This window comes from Microbulbifer maximicatervae (SeqCode) (genome assembly GCF_052467505.1).
This window is the reverse complement of record NZ_CP174313.1, coordinates 5031196-5046456: the sequence shown is the minus strand read 5'-3', so window position 1 is coordinate 5046456 and position 15261 is coordinate 5031196. Positions and strand designations below refer to the sequence as shown.

General features: G+C 53.3%; 13 protein-coding genes. 12 read left to right on the top strand and 1 reads right to left on the bottom strand.

From position 1 onward, the window contains the following. Nucleotides 1–58: 58 nt before the first annotated feature. The 5 genes from ACJJIN_RS22110 to ACJJIN_RS22090 all read left to right on the top strand — a co-directional run bounded on the left by ACJJIN_RS22110 (nucleotide 59) and on the right by ACJJIN_RS22090 (nucleotide 5370). The gene (locus ACJJIN_RS22110) at nucleotides 59–418 is read left to right on the top strand and encodes a hypothetical protein (protein ID WP_444896218.1); all 360 of its coding nucleotides are present in this window, start codon (nucleotides 59–61) and stop codon (nucleotides 416–418) included. Between the two features lie 291 nt (nucleotides 419–709). Further along, nucleotides 710–964 (top strand): hypothetical protein, encoded by a 255-nt coding sequence (locus ACJJIN_RS22105; RefSeq protein WP_444896217.1) that lies wholly within the window; start codon nucleotides 710–712, stop codon nucleotides 962–964. A gap of 726 nt (nucleotides 965–1690) precedes the next feature. Then, nucleotides 1691–3250, top strand: coding sequence for a GSCFA domain-containing protein (locus ACJJIN_RS22100; RefSeq protein ID WP_444896216.1), 1560 nt, complete (start codon nucleotides 1691–1693; stop codon nucleotides 3248–3250). A gap of 671 nt (nucleotides 3251–3921) precedes the next feature. Beyond that, on the top strand, nucleotides 3922–4977 hold the full coding sequence (locus tag ACJJIN_RS22095; RefSeq protein WP_444896215.1) for a S1C family serine protease: 1056 nt from the start codon (nucleotides 3922–3924) through the stop codon (nucleotides 4975–4977). A gap of 48 nt (nucleotides 4978–5025) precedes the next feature. Then, nucleotides 5026–5370, top strand: a complete 345-nt coding sequence (locus ACJJIN_RS22090) for a Rieske (2Fe-2S) protein (RefSeq protein WP_444896214.1) — start codon at nucleotides 5026–5028, stop codon at nucleotides 5368–5370. An 18-nt stretch (nucleotides 5371–5388) separates the two neighbouring features. Here the strand turns inward: ACJJIN_RS22090 and sfsA are convergent, their stop codons facing one another. Then, a complete protein-coding gene (sfsA, locus tag ACJJIN_RS22085) occupies nucleotides 5389–6090 on the bottom strand; it encodes a DNA/RNA nuclease SfsA (RefSeq protein WP_444896213.1) in 702 nt (233 codons plus the stop codon). Between the two features lie 258 nt (nucleotides 6091–6348). Here sfsA and dksA point away from each other — a divergent pair, with 258 nt between their 5' ends. The 7 genes from dksA to folK all read left to right on the top strand — a co-directional run bounded on the left by dksA (nucleotide 6349) and on the right by folK (nucleotide 15197). Next, on the top strand, nucleotides 6349–6786 hold the full coding sequence (gene dksA, locus ACJJIN_RS22080; RefSeq protein WP_108734345.1) for an RNA polymerase-binding protein DksA: 438 nt from the start codon (nucleotides 6349–6351) through the stop codon (nucleotides 6784–6786). Between the two features lie 29 nt (nucleotides 6787–6815). Continuing rightward, nucleotides 6816–7739: a tRNA glutamyl-Q(34) synthetase GluQRS gene (gluQRS, locus tag ACJJIN_RS22075; protein WP_444896212.1), complete on the top strand. Its 924-nt coding sequence runs from the start codon at nucleotides 6816–6818 to the stop codon at nucleotides 7737–7739. A 142-nt stretch (nucleotides 7740–7881) separates the two neighbouring features. After that, the gene (locus ACJJIN_RS22070; protein WP_169337099.1) at nucleotides 7882–8058 is read left to right on the top strand and encodes a hypothetical protein; all 177 of its coding nucleotides are present in this window, start codon (nucleotides 7882–7884) and stop codon (nucleotides 8056–8058) included. Further along, nucleotides 8048–11011 carry an ATP-binding protein gene (locus ACJJIN_RS22065; RefSeq protein ID WP_444896211.1) on the top strand — a complete coding sequence of 988 codons (2964 nt, stop codon included), beginning with the start codon at nucleotides 8048–8050 and terminating at the stop codon, nucleotides 11009–11011. The genes ACJJIN_RS22070 and ACJJIN_RS22065 overlap by 11 nt, the downstream gene beginning before the upstream one ends. Nucleotides 11012–11140: 129 nt before the next feature. Continuing rightward, a complete protein-coding gene (locus tag ACJJIN_RS22060; RefSeq protein ID WP_444896210.1) occupies nucleotides 11141–12532 on the top strand; it encodes a sigma-54-dependent transcriptional regulator in 1392 nt (463 codons plus the stop codon). 812 nt (nucleotides 12533–13344) lie between these two features. Continuing rightward, the gene (gene pcnB / locus ACJJIN_RS22055; RefSeq protein ID WP_444896209.1) at nucleotides 13345–14721 is read left to right on the top strand and encodes a polynucleotide adenylyltransferase PcnB; all 1377 of its coding nucleotides are present in this window, start codon (nucleotides 13345–13347) and stop codon (nucleotides 14719–14721) included. Continuing rightward, complete coding sequence (gene folK / locus ACJJIN_RS22050; protein ID WP_444896208.1) at nucleotides 14721–15197, top strand: 2-amino-4-hydroxy-6-hydroxymethyldihydropteridine diphosphokinase; 477 nt, start codon at nucleotides 14721–14723, stop codon at nucleotides 15195–15197. The genes pcnB and folK overlap by 1 nt, the downstream gene beginning before the upstream one ends. The last annotated feature ends 64 nt before the right edge of the window (nucleotides 15198–15261 follow it).

Below are 15261 nucleotides of genomic sequence, written 5' to 3'. Positions count from 1 at the left end.
GAGCTGCCACTAAAACGTAGTTACTTTCTATGTGGACAGATGCAAAGTAAAAGCATTTATGCAAAGAAGTGTCCTGAAGTACATCCCACTACTCATCGCCATATTTTTAATTGGGTGTTCTCCTTCATGGAGTGATGGCCCTTACGAGATTTATTGGATAGATGGCGAAAAAGCCCTTGGTTTTAATTTGGGGGACGATGCCTATATACGCCGTATCGATGAACCACATCATATCAGTGCAAACGAGATGTTCGTCTCAGTCTACGCTTGCCCTGAGGGTGCCTGCGCTTACTATTACATAGATCGACTTAAAGACCACAAATTTGCAGATTCTTCCGAGTTTGTTTTTGGCCCCTACACAGAAAAGACCTTTGTTCAATTGGAACAAAAGCTACAACTACCAAAACTGGAGCAATAATAAAAACATGAGAAAAGCATCAAGATTTATGCCTAAATACAAAACTGAAAAGGCAAGTAAAGCTACGTTGTTTGTTTTCTCGCAGCAATGTTAGCTCCCCTTATTTACCAGCCAATGTTCTTTTTATCTTTAGCTGGCTTAGCATTATTGGCCATAATTTGGGGCACTGTCGAACAGCGCAAAATTGACAGGCATTTCCAACGACTATGTGACAAACGCAAAGGTTTATCCATTTATGAATTTTCCCGGGAGTTTGATCGCAAAATTGTAGACACATGGATTATTTGAGCGGTGTATGAGCAACTACAAGCGGCACTTCCCACCAAACAACTGGTTCCAATTCAAACATCAGATGATTTCTTTAAGACCCTAAAACTGGATGAAGATGATCTCTATCTGGACTTAATTGAGGAGATCGCACAAAGAACCGGGCGAACCCTTGAGGACTATCAAAGCAACCCCTATTTTGGCAAGGTAACAACGGTCCGGAACCTGGTACTGTTTTTTAATCACCAGGCCCGTGGCGAGGCAACCGAACAACCCTAGACTTCTAAAAAAGCATTACAACGCCGCTAAAGCTCCTGATTCAGGGGCTTCATAGAAAAATTTTCAACCCACAAATCCAATAGAGAACCCAGGGAGAAAATGCATTGATTAGTATAATTTTTTTTGTAAGAAAAATAGAAATGATACTCTTTAATCAACCACCACTTTAGACCCAAGAGCCAACAGGCGCCCTGTAGCAATAAAACGAAAGTAGCCACTTGGGGAAAATCAAAACGGAGCCCTCAACAATTAAATTAATAATGCAATACGTCAATTCACATAAATCATCAAGAGAGAAACAGCACCCAATCTATTTATAGCACCAGAGGATTAGCAGATCCTCTCAGCGACTCGGGCGCTGCACCTCACACAATCCAAACGATCCCAAATGCTTATTACAAAATAATAACCCGTCATTACATATCCATACTTTACAAGCCATACCAATGGGACATTGCTTTTAAATTTATAACTTCAGGAAAAACCCATCCTGAATTAACAATTTATAAATAAACTTACCCACCAAGTGGATAAGGACGCCAAACATGAGATTTTCTCATAGATATAGCGATTACTTATTGAAAACAGTCTAGTATGGACTAAATAACAAAGACCTCAGGAACCCCTCTCCCAATATTTACGGTAATTTTTTGGCCTTATTCTAGCAGCCCGCCAAAAACATTAGCGAACTTTAACTCATAAGCTGAAATCAATTCGGAGTCGATTATGCCTATACAAATCTTATCTGATAAAGAGGCTGTCAATATTAAGAAAAATAATCGTGCCGGACACTGGCCTAATCGTTCAGCGGACAACAGGTATGAACCTATCGCAAGACCTGACTTTATGGCTGGCTTTCAATTTCGACCTGGATCATGTGTTTTTTCGGTTGGTTCCTGCTTCGCCCGAAATGTCGAAACCAAACTGATTGAACTTGGCTTTCACATTCCATCGAGTGAGATATTTGAATTGCCAGAATTTGAAGACCCCAAACTAGATTCAATCACTAACTTTGGAGTTGCATCCATCTACAATGAATTCAAATGGGCACTGGATGAAAATAGCGGGATGCCAGAAGAGTGCATTGTTGAGGTGAACGAAGGAAAATATTGCGACCTAAATGTATTATCCTCTATACGCCCCGCCTCACTAGAGACAGTAAAGACAAGAAGAGAGGCCATTACTAGATTTTATAAATCGGTCCAAAAAGCCGAGACAATTATTATTACCCTAGGGTTGTCGGAAGTCTGGTTCGACAAAAAAACCAACTTATATCTAAACACAGTACCACTGCAAAAAGTTATAGAATTGTGGCCCGGAAGATTTGAGCTTCATGTATTAAATTATAATGAAGTCTATGATCATCTCGACAAAACCATACAGCTGTTGAAAGCCAATGCGAAAGTTCAGCAGAATATACTGATCACAATTTCACCCGTCCCGATGTCGCTTACATACAGAAATCAAGATATCTCTATTTCAAATTCGTATTCAAAGTCCGTATTGAGAGCTGCTGCTGAAGCACTGGTGTACTCAAATTCTAATGTTTTCTATTATCCCAGCTATGAATCGATATTATTGACAGATCGTAGTATCGCCTGGATGGATGATCAAGTACACGTGCGAGATGAAATGGTACGAATTCAGGTTTCCAGGCTTATTGATAAGTATTGCCAACCTGTAGGAGATTTATCAAGAGAGAGCGTATTAGAACAACTTCGTACACCATCAACACCAATGTCCGCCAAAGAAGCTCTCTTTTCCAAGTATCGCTCAATGTATAAAGAGTTCCCCGACTTTGCACTACAGTTTGCTCGATACCTGAATAAAACCGGAAATTACGAAGAGGCTGATAAAGCATTAAGTGTCGTTAAAACAGATGCAAATACCGCAGCTATTAAAGCGCAAGCGTTGCGCGGATTAAGACAGTTTGAAAAGGCCAGAGAGATACTGGAGCCCTTTATTGAGCCAAAGCTACGTAACCACTCAATCTGGAAGGAACTGATTTCAATTCATATTGATCAGGGTAACCTTGAAAATGCAATGGCAGTGATAGAGCAGTGGGCACAGGTATCTCGAGGGATTAGTTTTACAGCATATAAACTTAGTGCCAAACTAATTGAACCTTTAAATCAAGAAATTGCAAGGGCATACTTGGAAAAGGCTTTGGAAGTAAGACCCGGAGATGAAGTAACTATGCAGCTCTTAAAAAAGATGTTGACGTCACTCGAGTCAGGAAAACGTCAGGAGGACTCGCAAAACCCTCGACTGACAACCACACCATAATCAAAAACGGAGTTAAATATATCGAGACTAGACAAGAGTGTCTCCTATACAGCAATTCCAAACTGGCTACTCCTTACACAAAGTCCCGGGGTAGCTTTCGATTTCGGGGCTTTACATCATATTCTCAGAAACAGAAATTGGGCTTGTATTCACCCAGTGGTTCTGGATATCAGAGTTAACCCGACCAATGCAATTCTGCATCAATGAGACTTCCTCAATTAGCAAAGCTAGCTCTCAGGATAACTAGTCCTGGTGTAATCGATGTGCCCTCAACGGTGAAGCGATCATCAACACAAGTGAATAACTCGATAAAGACTATGGCCTCAGTTGAGAATCACCTCGACTTAGGCTTAACACACTAAAAACAGGACAAAGCCTCGAGGACTATCAAATAACCGCTATTACAAGAAAAGAACATCAGTACACAATCTTGTATTTTTTAACTGCCTTATTCACACCGGAGCAATCTAGCAAACAGTGGTTGCCGGGCCGCTGATGTTGTACGACTAAACTACCTCCACTTTAAATCTCGCCCGCAGCCCCCAATAAACAGCCAACACCGCATAACGATTGCAAATAAGATACACTTTCAAAACAGCAACAAACAAAAAGGAAGGCGACAATTACAGATGTCTCTTCCAATCCGGCAGTTCAAAGGGAGGATTGTATTAATGACTCTACTTAAAACTCTACGCGCCAGCTTCATCTCAGTCTTTTTACTACTTACCCCGGCAATATCTGCACAGGCGGAAACCTTTGCCACCGACGACGAGCGCAACACCATGCAGGTGTTCAATTTTGCCAGTCCGTCAGTGGTCTATGTCACCAATGAAACCCTGGTGCGGGATCGCAGGACCCTGCGCCTCCACTCAGTGCCCAAAGGCGCCGGCAGCGGATTTATCTGGGACACTCAGGGCCATATTGTCACCAATTTTCACGTTATTGAGGGTGCGCGGCAAATCACTATTACTTTGCAGGATCGCAGCGAGTGGCCGGCCGAACTGGTGGGATCTGCGCCGGAAAAAGATCTGGCAGTTCTGAAAATTAACGCTCCCAGGGAGTTGCTAAAACCGCTGGTTGTGGGCACCTCCAGCAATCTCGCGGTAGGCCGTAAAGTACTGGCTATCGGCAACCCGTTCGGCCTAGATACCACTCTCACCACCGGGGTGGTCAGCGCCCTGGGGCGGGAAATTGAAGCCGCCAACAACCGCACCATTCGCAATGTTATCCAAACAGATGCGGCTATTAATCCAGGTAACTCCGGCGGCCCGTTGCTGGATTCCCAGGCGCGTTTAATCGGGGTCAACACCGCAATTTACAGTCCCAGTGGCGCCAGTGTCGGTATTGGCTTTGCGATTCCAGTGGATACGGTCAAAAAAATTGTGCCGGAACTGATCAATCACGGCCGCCTGGTACGCCCGATTATTGGTATCGAATCCGCCCCGGACCAGTGGAGTAGCCGCTACGGCTTTGAAGGGGTCGCCGTATTGCGTACCGCTCCCGGGCTTCCCGCAGAGAAAGCCGGCTTGCGCGGTATCCACCGCACCCGGGGTGGAGGCTGGGAATTGGGCGATGTGATTGTAGAAATAGAACAGCAGCCGATTCGCAGCTACGACGATCTGCTCAATGCCCTGGAAAAACACAGAGCCGGTGACGAAATCACTATCGGCATACTGCGTGACGGGACAATTCGCTACACGTCCATTAGACTCGCGGCACCCGAATAAGCAGGCGCTTGCGCCCTGAACAAGAATTAGGCCGGGAGCCGAAAACCTATGCAGAAGTACTTCCTGTGTCGCTATGACGAATTAAGCGAAGGTCGATCCAAAGGGTTCTCCCTCGGAGACACTGCCGCCGGCACTGACAATGTGTTTGCTGTGATGAAAGATGGCGAGGTCTACGCCTACAAAAACACCTGCCCTCACCGGGGCATCAATCTGGACTGGCAGGAAGACCAGTTCCTCGATCCCGATGGCGCACTTATTCAGTGCGCCTCCCACGGCGCGCTATTCCTGATTGAATCTGGGGAGTGTATCGCCGGGCCCTGTACTGGTGATGCCCTTACGCCAGTACCGGTGGAATATGCGCAGGACGGTCTCTACGCATTACTGGCCGACTGACAGCCCCCTGCCTTTCCCTTACGGGAGAAAAGGCAGGGCCTCCACCAGCTCGACGCCTTCAGCACCGAGCTTTGCGCGGTATGCGAGCACTTGCACACCAGCATCGACAGCGGAATCCAGGGCCTCAGCATAAGCGGGATCAATTTCCCGCGCCGCCTGCACCGTCTCGATACCGCTGTGTTGAACGCAGTAAAAAAGTACCGCCCGCACACCGCTCTCAGCCAGCTTTTGCAGCTCGCGCAGGTGCTTGGCGCCCCGGGCACTTACCGCATCAGGGAAGTAACCCTGTGCCCCATCTGCCAGGGTCACATTTTTCACTTCCACGTAGCAGTCCCCATCGGCGCCGGACAACAACAGATCGATACGGCTGTTTTCCTCGCCGTAGCGCACTTCCCTGCGCAGGGATTCATAGCCCTGTAACTCGCTGACTACGCCAGACAGAATGGCCTCTTCAACCAGAGCATTGGCGCGGCCTGTGTTCACCCCCGCCAGGGCTCCATCCGGGGTCGTACAGATTTCCAGAGTGTGGCGATACTTGCGCTTGGGGTTGCCAGAATCGGAGTACCAGCAGTCTCCCCCCTCCACCCAACAATTCTTCATAGACCCCGTATTTGGGCAGTGGATGGTAAACACTTCGCCACTGGCAGATTCCACATCGGCGAGAAAGCGCTTGTATCGGCGCAAAAGTGTTGCCTTTTGCAACGGAGGGGTAAATTTCACGGGCTGGACCACTTGGCTGTAATTTCAGGCGCCACAAAATAGCAGACAACTATTTGTGGCGCGAATCGCGCAGATTTGATAGCTTCCTCGCTCTCGGTCGCCAGGGGTATCGGTACCGAGAACAGGATTAGCCTGACACCGCAGCGAATTTGATAGGTGAAAAAAGCATCACTTAGAAAGATTCCGGTCTAGGCTAGATTGAATTTGGTGGTATCGCCCCCATAAAGGGGGGCCCGTATAGAAAGAGAGGCAACGACTATGCCCAAAACTGCTGCGAGCACCGAATCTCTGCACGGCTTTGAGCCCTACAAGGAGACGCAGGGCGAAGAGTACATGAATGAGAAGCAGCAGGAGCATTTCCGCAACTTGCTGTTGGCCTGGAAGGCCGAGCTGATGGCGGAAGTGGACCGCACCGTTTCCCACATGAAAGACGAGGCCGCAAACTTCCCCGATCCCGCAGACCGCGCCAGCCAGGAAGAAGAATTTAGCCTGGAATTGCGCACCCGCGATCGCGAGCGCAAGCTGATCAAGAAGATCGATGCCACCCTGGAGCTTATCGACCAGGATGACTACGGTTTCTGCGAAGCCTGTGGTGTTGATATCGGCATTCGCCGCCTGGAAGCCCGTCCAACCGCCACTCTGTGCGTGGACTGCAAAACCCTCGCGGAAATCAAGGAACGGCAGATCTCCGGCTGATCCACAACCGATAGCGGCACGGCGTTCGCTTGCGATCGCCCTGCTCGGAGGGGGCGATCAATGTATCGCCCCTATTCATTTTGAACAGCACAACTCCCTATATTGGTCGCTTCGCACCCTCCCCGAGTGGACCGCTCCACTTCGGCTCACTGGTGTGCGCCGTCGGCAGCTACCTTGACGCCCTCGCACATGGCGGACACTGGCTCCTGCGCATGGAAGACCTCGACCCTCCCCGGGAAGAGCCCGGCGCGGCAATCCGCATTCTGAAATCCCTGGAAGCCCACGGACTGCACTGGCACGGCCCCGTCGAATGGCAGAGCAAGCGCTACGCACTCTACGAGGAAACCCTGTCCACACTACGCCAACGGCAACTGATTTACCCCTGCGACTGCTCACGCAGCCAGATTAAGAAAAATGGTGGACATGCGAACGACTTCTGTCGCCTTAAATACGATGTGAGCGAACCCTCAGCGCTGCGGTTGCAATGCGCAGGCGGCGAGGAAGGCTTTGTGGATATTTGGCACGGAGAGCAACGGCAATTCATCCGCGAAGACACGATTCTCAAGCGCCGCGACGGCCTCTATGCCTACCAACTGGCAGTCGTTGTCGACGATATCGATCAACAGATCAACCAGGTGGTACGCGGCTCAGATCTATTGGATACCACTGGTGCACAACAGCGCCTATTTAAAATCCTCGGCGCCACCCCGCCCCAGTTCGGCCATCTGCCGCTGGTGATGGGCCCTGACGACAGGCAAAAACTCAGCAAACAAAATCACGCGCCGGCTATCGACGACAACATGGCTTCCGGTAACCTGTGTAAGGCTTTACAGTTCCTCGGCTTCAAACTGCCAAACACTGCCCCAACAGAATCCCCCGAGCATATTCTCAAGTGGGCTACCGCGCGCTGGCGCCGCCATCAGATAGATATGCGCAACCGCCAATTGCACTGATTCCAAGCTGCACTTACCATTTCCGCGCCAGCCGTCCTTAGGGGTCCGGCTGATAACCCGCGTTGACGATTACACAGGGATGACTTCTCACCGGTACAGTGCGCGGGCAACAAATTTCTCTAGCGGGTTTCCAAGGCGATCTATGAGTAACCGCACACTATTAATTCTGCTGGTGCTGGTGGGTTATGTATTCTCCCCCACCATCTTTACCTGGATGATCAATCCCGTCGGCGCCTGGTACCGGCCTTTTATCCTCTGGTTCGTGCTGATCCTACTGGCGATTTTTATCCAGTGGAGGCGCAAATCGAATGAGCTTTGATATTGCCCACATTGCCCTGGTGGGAGTGGCCTATATCGCCACCCTGTTTTTTGTCGCCTTCGCCACCTCCAAGGGCTGGCTGCCTTCCCGCTGGGTGCGGCATCCACTGGTTTATGTGCTCTCCCTGGGCGTATCGCTATCGGCCTGGACCTTCTACGGTATCGTCGACCTGGCCTGGCAATATGGTTACGGGGTACTCGCCTACTATCTGGGCACCGGCGCCATGTTCCTGTTTGCGCCAGTAGCCCTGGAGCCACTGGCGCGCCTGGCACAGCGCTACCAGCTTTACTCCCCGGCAGATCTTCTGGTGTTCCGCTATCACAGCCGCCAGGCGGGGACTCTCGCCACTCTGTTTATGCTGTTGGCGCTGCTCCCCCTGATCGCCCTGCAAATCCAGGCGGTATCTGAGACCCTGGCCCTTTTGTCGCGGGATAGTGTGGCTGCCCTGGCACTGCCGGACAGCGGTGTATCGAGCAAAAATTTAATCGCATTTTTCTACTGCGTGCTGCTGGCGGTATTCACCAGTATGTACGGCGCTACCCGCGAGCGTGGCGAGGGCCTGGCCAGCGCCATGGCCCTGGAGTCCCTGGTAAAACTGGTGGCGCTCACCGCAGTGGGCGGCTATGCCATTTACGGCGTCTTCGGTGGATTTTCCGGCCTGGATGAGTGGCTGCTGGAGAACCCCGATATGCACCAGCTGCTCTACACCCCCATCAAGCAGGGCTCATCCCATACCCTGCTACTGGTGTTTGTCGCCACTGCCGTGGCTATGCCACATATTTTTTACCTGAGTATTGCCGAGCGCCCCACTGGACAGGCAATGCGCACCGCCAGCTGGGGCTTCCCCCTGTTCCTGCTGCTGATGGCCCTGCCCATCTTCCCCATCATGTGGGCAGGCTTTGCCCTGGATGTGGCCGGCCCGGTGCAGTACTTCTCCCTGGCGGTTCCCCGCGCCAGTGGCTCAGCACTGCTCACCACCCTGGCCTTTATCGGCGGCCTGTCGGCAGCCACTGGCGCACTGATTATGATTACCCTGGCCCTCGCCACCATGGTGATGAACCACTGGCTGCTACCCGGCACCCGCTGGCACTCTGAGGACAATATGTACCGGCAGCTGGTGTGGCTGCGCCGCGCGCTGATCGCCGCTCTATTTATTGCCGGCTTTGCCTTTTACCTGTTACTCAACAACCGACTCTCCCTGTCGGACCTGGCCCTGCTGGCATTTATCGGATCACTCCAATTTCTGCCTGGGATTTTTGCTGTAATCCACTGGCCGCGAGGTAATCGACGCGGATTTGTCGGTGGCCTGCTGGCGGGCATGCTGCTTTGGGGGGGCGGCCTGTTAATTCCGTCAATTTTTGGGATTACCGGCATCACCCTGCCCGGCACTTCCCTCCAAATTCCCCTGGGAATGTCTATCTGGACACAGATCACCACCCTGTCACTGGGGGTCAATGTCCTGTTATTTGTCGGCCTGTCTCTGTTCACCCGCACCAGCAGCCTGGAGCAGTACGCCGCTGACCTGTGTAGCGACGACACCATCGCCCAGGCTCTGCGCTTGGGACTGGATGTGGAATCCGCCGCAGATTTTCGCCTGCGCTTGGCTGAAAGCCTCGGAGCCGCTACTGCGAATAAAGAAGTTAAACGCGCTCTCGCCGCTCTCAATCTGCCGGACAACGAGCGCCGCCCCTACGCCCTGCGTCAACTGCGCAACAAGCTGGAGTCCAATCTCTCCGGCCTGCTGGGGCGTGTTCTGGCGGTGCAAATTATTGATCGACACTTCCCGTTCCAGAACAGCGATCAGCCGGCAAACAAGGACATTCACCTGATCGAGACCCGGTTGGGCCGTTATAAGCACCAGCTCACTGGCCTGGCCGCAGAACTCAATAACCTGCGTCTGTATCACCGCCAAATGCTGGAAGAGCTGCCGATGGCCGCTTGCTCCCTGGGGCGCGACGGAGAAGTCCTGCTGTGGAACTACGCCATGCAGGACCTCACCGGTATCAGTGCCAGCGAGGTAATCGGCTCGAAACTGGAATACTTGGCGGAACCCTGGCGCAGCCTGCTGGGGGAATTCGCCCTATCCACTGATGCCAGCCGCTTTAAGCAACAGGTGAGCCTCGACGGCAATAGCCACTGGCTCAACCTGCACAAGGCACGGCAAAAACGCAGCCGCAGCGACCGCTCCCGCGACGAGCGCGGCGATGCACAAATGTTGTTGCTGGAGGACATTACCGAAACACAGGTCTTGGAACAGGAACTTATCCACAGCGAGCGCCTGGCCTCTGTGGGTCGCCTGGCCGCCGGCGTAGCCCATGAAGTGGGTAACCCGGTAACGGGAATCGCCTGCCTGGCACAAAACCTCCAGTACGACTGTGACAACCCGGAGGTCCTGGAAACCGCCGACCAGATCTTGAGCCAGACCCAGCGCATCAGCCGTATCGTCCACTCCCTGGTCAACTTCTCTCACAGCGGCAACCAAGAAGACAGCGAGCGGGCCCCGGTAGATCTCTATGCCTGTGTGCAGGAGGCGGTCAACCTGCTGTCCCTGCAACGGGATAAGACCGAGGTCCAGTTTGAGAATCGGGTACCCGAAGACCTGATCGCCCCGGGAGACAACCAGCGCCTGATCCAGGTGTTTATCAACCTGCTCAGCAATGCCCGCGATGCCAGCCCCGATGGCGGCCAGATTCTAATTGAGGGCTATCGCAAGAGCGGCAGCGCCTGTGTCTCTGTCACCGACAGCGGACCGGGAATTTCAGCTCAGCATCGTGAACGGATTCTGGAGCCCTTCTTCACAACGAAAGAGCCCGGCGAGGGTACAGGACTGGGCCTGGCAATGGTTTACAGCATTGTCGAGGAGCACGGCGGCCAGCTGGAATTGGTCAGTCCCGCCAACCCGGAAACCGGGACTGGCGCCCGCTTTATTGTGCAACTCCCCCTGGGCGACTGAGATGGCTGGACACCCATATCGATCATTATTTGTGCAAAAATAACCCGATTAACCGTTTTTGAGTTGCATCGAAACGGCGCCCGGGTAAAACTAGGCGCTTACTGAGCATTTTGTAACCAGGCGTAACATATGAGCCACATCCTCATCGTCGAAGATGAAGCCATTATCCGAACGGCGCTGCGCAAGCTTTTAGAGCGGCACCGCTACAAAATCAGTGAAGCGGGTTCGGTAAAGGAGGCGCTCACCAAGTACCGCCTCAATGAAGTTGACCTGGTTATTTCCGATTTGCGCCTGCCCGGCGCACCGGGCACCGACCTGCTCAAGCACGCCGGTGATATTCCGGTACTGATCATGACCAGTTACGCCAGCCTCCGCTCCGCGGTGGACTCCATGCGTATGGGGGCCGCAGACTATATCGCCAAGCCCTTTGACCACGACGAAATGCTCGCAACCGTCCGCCGGGTCATAGGCAAAGCGGAGCAGAATCGCGCCCAGCCCATCAACGAGAAAGAGAATACCGGCACTATCGCCGGCATGATTGGCAGCAGCCCAGTGATGAGGGAGCTCTATGGTCGCATCCATAAAGTTGCCCCCACAGACGCCACCGTCCTGGTGCACGGTGAAACCGGCACCGGTAAGGAACTGGTCGCCCGGGCTATTCACGAGGAGAGCCGCCGGGCCAACAAACCGCTGATCTCCGTCAACTGCGCCGCGATTCCCGATACACTGATTGAATCTGAGCTGTTCGGCTACGAGAAAGGTGCATTTACCGGTGCCCAGAGTTCCCGCGAGGGACTGGTAGCGGCAGCCGATGGAGGAACCCTGTTCCTCGACGAAATTGGTGAGCTGCCCCTGGAGGCACAGGCCCGCCTGCTGCGTGTGCTGCAAGAGGGCGAAGTGCGGCCAATCGGCTCGATCGAATCCCGCAAAGTGGATGTGCGCCTGGTAACAGCCACCCACCGCAACCTGCGCCAGCTGTCAGCGGAGCGTAAATTCCGGGAAGACCTCTACTACCGCATCAATGTGGTGCAAATGACGCTTGCCCCCTTGCGCGAGCGAGGCAGAGACGTCCTAGCACTGGCAGAGCACCTGTTGGAAAAGTTCTGCACTAAGATCGAGCGCCCCTTATTGCGCCTGTCACCGGAGGCCATCCAGGCTGTTACCACCTACACCTGGCCCGGTAACGTGCGCGAATTGGAGAACGCCATCCAGCGCGCTGTAATCCTGACGGATAAGAACAGCCGCGAGATCGACCACAAAACCCTGGATATCGATCTGGACCTGGTGCCGATCGAAGAGACCGACGGCATCCCGCGCCCCCGCAGCCTGCACACCGACCCCCGTGAGGACCTGTCCCTGGAAGACTACTTCGCCCGCTTCGTTATTGAGCACCAGGACACCATGAGTGAGACAGACCTGGCCAAGAAGCTCGGCGTCAGCCGCAAATGCCTGTGGGAACGACGCCAAAAGCTGGGCATCCCCCGCAAGAAGAGCCGTCGTAGCGCCGCCGCAGAAGCTTAAAACTAACGCTATCCCCAGGGGGCTTCGCCCCCTGCTCCCAATCCGTCCTCACCTGTCAAACTCCTTCGACCACTTTGTTACCCCACCCCCACAGGGGTTACCAACCAGAGTGTTACCCACACCCACCCAGAAGTAACAACTCTCGCACCTTCCGTAACGCAATAGCTCTCAGAAAAGTTCCGTCAAATTTCGTAAAGATCGTAACTTATTGATTTATAAAGGTTTTTAAAAGTTGGCATACTAAGTGCTTTACTCTTAGTACAAAAATTGAAAACAGCCAACAATAAAAATAAATGACTGTTAAAAGCCCTATAACAACTAACAATAAGTGGGGCGAAACATAATAAAAATAATGGGGCGGCCGACAATAAAAGCAATGAGTGGCCAAAACCGCAAGAACAACAATAAACAATAACAATAAAACTCAAGAAGAATAAGAATAACAACAAGCGCGTTGCAAACTGACTGAACTGTACCTGGGAGAGGGTGTTTGCTTGAAAGCAAATTGAGAGCGCAAGGAAGCCGCTGCCTTCATACTGGTAATAATAATTCCCATATTTCTTTTCCCCCGAACTTACAGGCACCCGCATATTGCGGGCGCATTCCTTTGCGTGTGTTAGAATCGCGCCCGCGAGTCCCGATCTCTGAGGATAAACAGCCACTGAGGCTCATTTCCGGACTCGCTCCTGGGGTAGCCCAGGTATAGAGGCTCCAGCAGTGCCATCGTGAATCTCCCCAGAGGGACCACCACTTATACAGGCCGCCAACCAATGCGTGGCCAAGCACAGCGGGGCTTTCCCGGCCATCCCTAAATGGCAGCAGTCAACATAGACAGCCGTATGCTCAACAACCTGATTAGTAGTATCAAGCGCTGGCGCAAGCCGGCCAGTAAAGGCCCCAGGGTTATCGCCCGCAACGACCACAGCATCTCGCGCCGAGAAATCAGCCGCGCGGCCTTAACAGTTATGAAGCGCCTTCAGGATGCCGGATACCAGGCGTATATCGTAGGTGGAGGTGTGCGCGACCTGATGCTCGGCGGCCACCCCAAGGATTTCGATGTGGCCACCGACGCCACTCCAGAGCAGGCCAAGGTGCTGTTTCGCGGCGCCCGCATTGTCGGCCGCCGCTTTCGCATCCTGCACGCCCGTATAGGCCGTGAAGTTATCGAAGTGACTACCTTCCGCGGTCACCACAGCGATGGCGAGACTCACGAAGCCAAGCAGTCCGAACACGGTATGCTGCTGCGTGACAATGTCTATGGCGACCTGGAAAGTGATGCCATGCGTCGGGATTTCACGGTCAATGCGCTTTACTACACCACCAAAGGGTTCGAAATCCACGACTACACCGGCGGTGTCGAGGATATTGAAAAGCGCCTGATTAGAATGATCGGCTCCCCAGAGGTCCGCTACAAGGAAGACCCTGTGCGCATGCTGCGCGCAGTGCGCTTCGCCGCCAAGTTAGATTTCACTATTGAAGGCAAGACGGAAGCTCCCCTGCACGAGCTGGCGCCACTGTTACGCAATATTGCCCCGGCTCGCCTGTTCGATGAGATTCTCAAGCTGCTGATGAGTGGCCACGGAGAGCGCACCTTTGAGCTGCTGCGCCAGTACCAGCTCTGGCAACACCTGTTCCCGGATAACGCTGCACAAATTGAGGCCAACAGCGCGGCCCTGAAACTATCCCAACAAGCCCTGCGCAACACGGACCAACGTATCCGCGCCGATATGCGTGTTACCCCAGCGTTCCTCTACGCCGCCCTACTCTGGCCTGCGGTGAGCACCGAGCAACAAAAGCTGGTTGCCAAGGGCACCCCACCAGCGCCAGCGCTGGCCCAAGCGGCACAAAAAGTTACCAGCTCACAGCTGGCCCACACCGCTATTCCCAAGCGCTTCTCAATCCCCATGCGGGAAATCTGGGACCTGCAACAGCGCCTGCCCCAGCGCGGTGGCAGTCGGGCCCAGCGCTTACAGGAACACCCCCGTTTCCGCGCCGCCTACGACTTCCTGTTGCTGCGGGAAGAAAGTGGCGAGATTGAAGCGGGCCTGGGCAAATGGTGGACCGACTTCCAACAGGCTGACGATGAGCAGCGCCAGCAAATGGTGCGCAAGCTACAGCGCACAGGCAGCGGTGGGCGCCGCAACCGCAACTCTCGCGGCCGCCGTCGCAAGCCGAGAGCAGAACAGTAATGGAAACGGTATACATCGGCCTGGGCAGTAACCTGGCAGAGCCCGGCAAACAACTGCGCAGCGCCCTATCGGCCATGGAACGAATCCCCAGTACAGAATTATTGGGGTGTTCGAGCTTTTACCGAAGCGCCCCGGTCGGCCCCGGCGATCAACCCGATTACATCAATGCCGTCGCAGCATTGAAAACAACACTGTCCCCGCTGGCACTACTGGACCAGCTCCAATCTATCGAGCTGTCCCACGGGCGCGAGCGCTCCATCCGCTGGGGCGCCCGCACCCTGGACCTGGATATCCTGTTGTTTGGGGAATCTCAAATCGATGAGCCCCGCCTACAGGTCCCACACCCGCGCATGACCGAGCGCAACTTCGTACTGCTACCCCTTACTGAACTGGCTCCCGCGATGGAACTGCCCGGATTGGGAGCCCTTCCAGCACTCTTACAGGGCTGCCCGGAAAACCGCCTGGAAAAGGTTTGATCGACTGAGGCTCCCCAACTACTCGACGGGCGGCCCTCTCAATAGTACTTTTGCGTTTGCAACT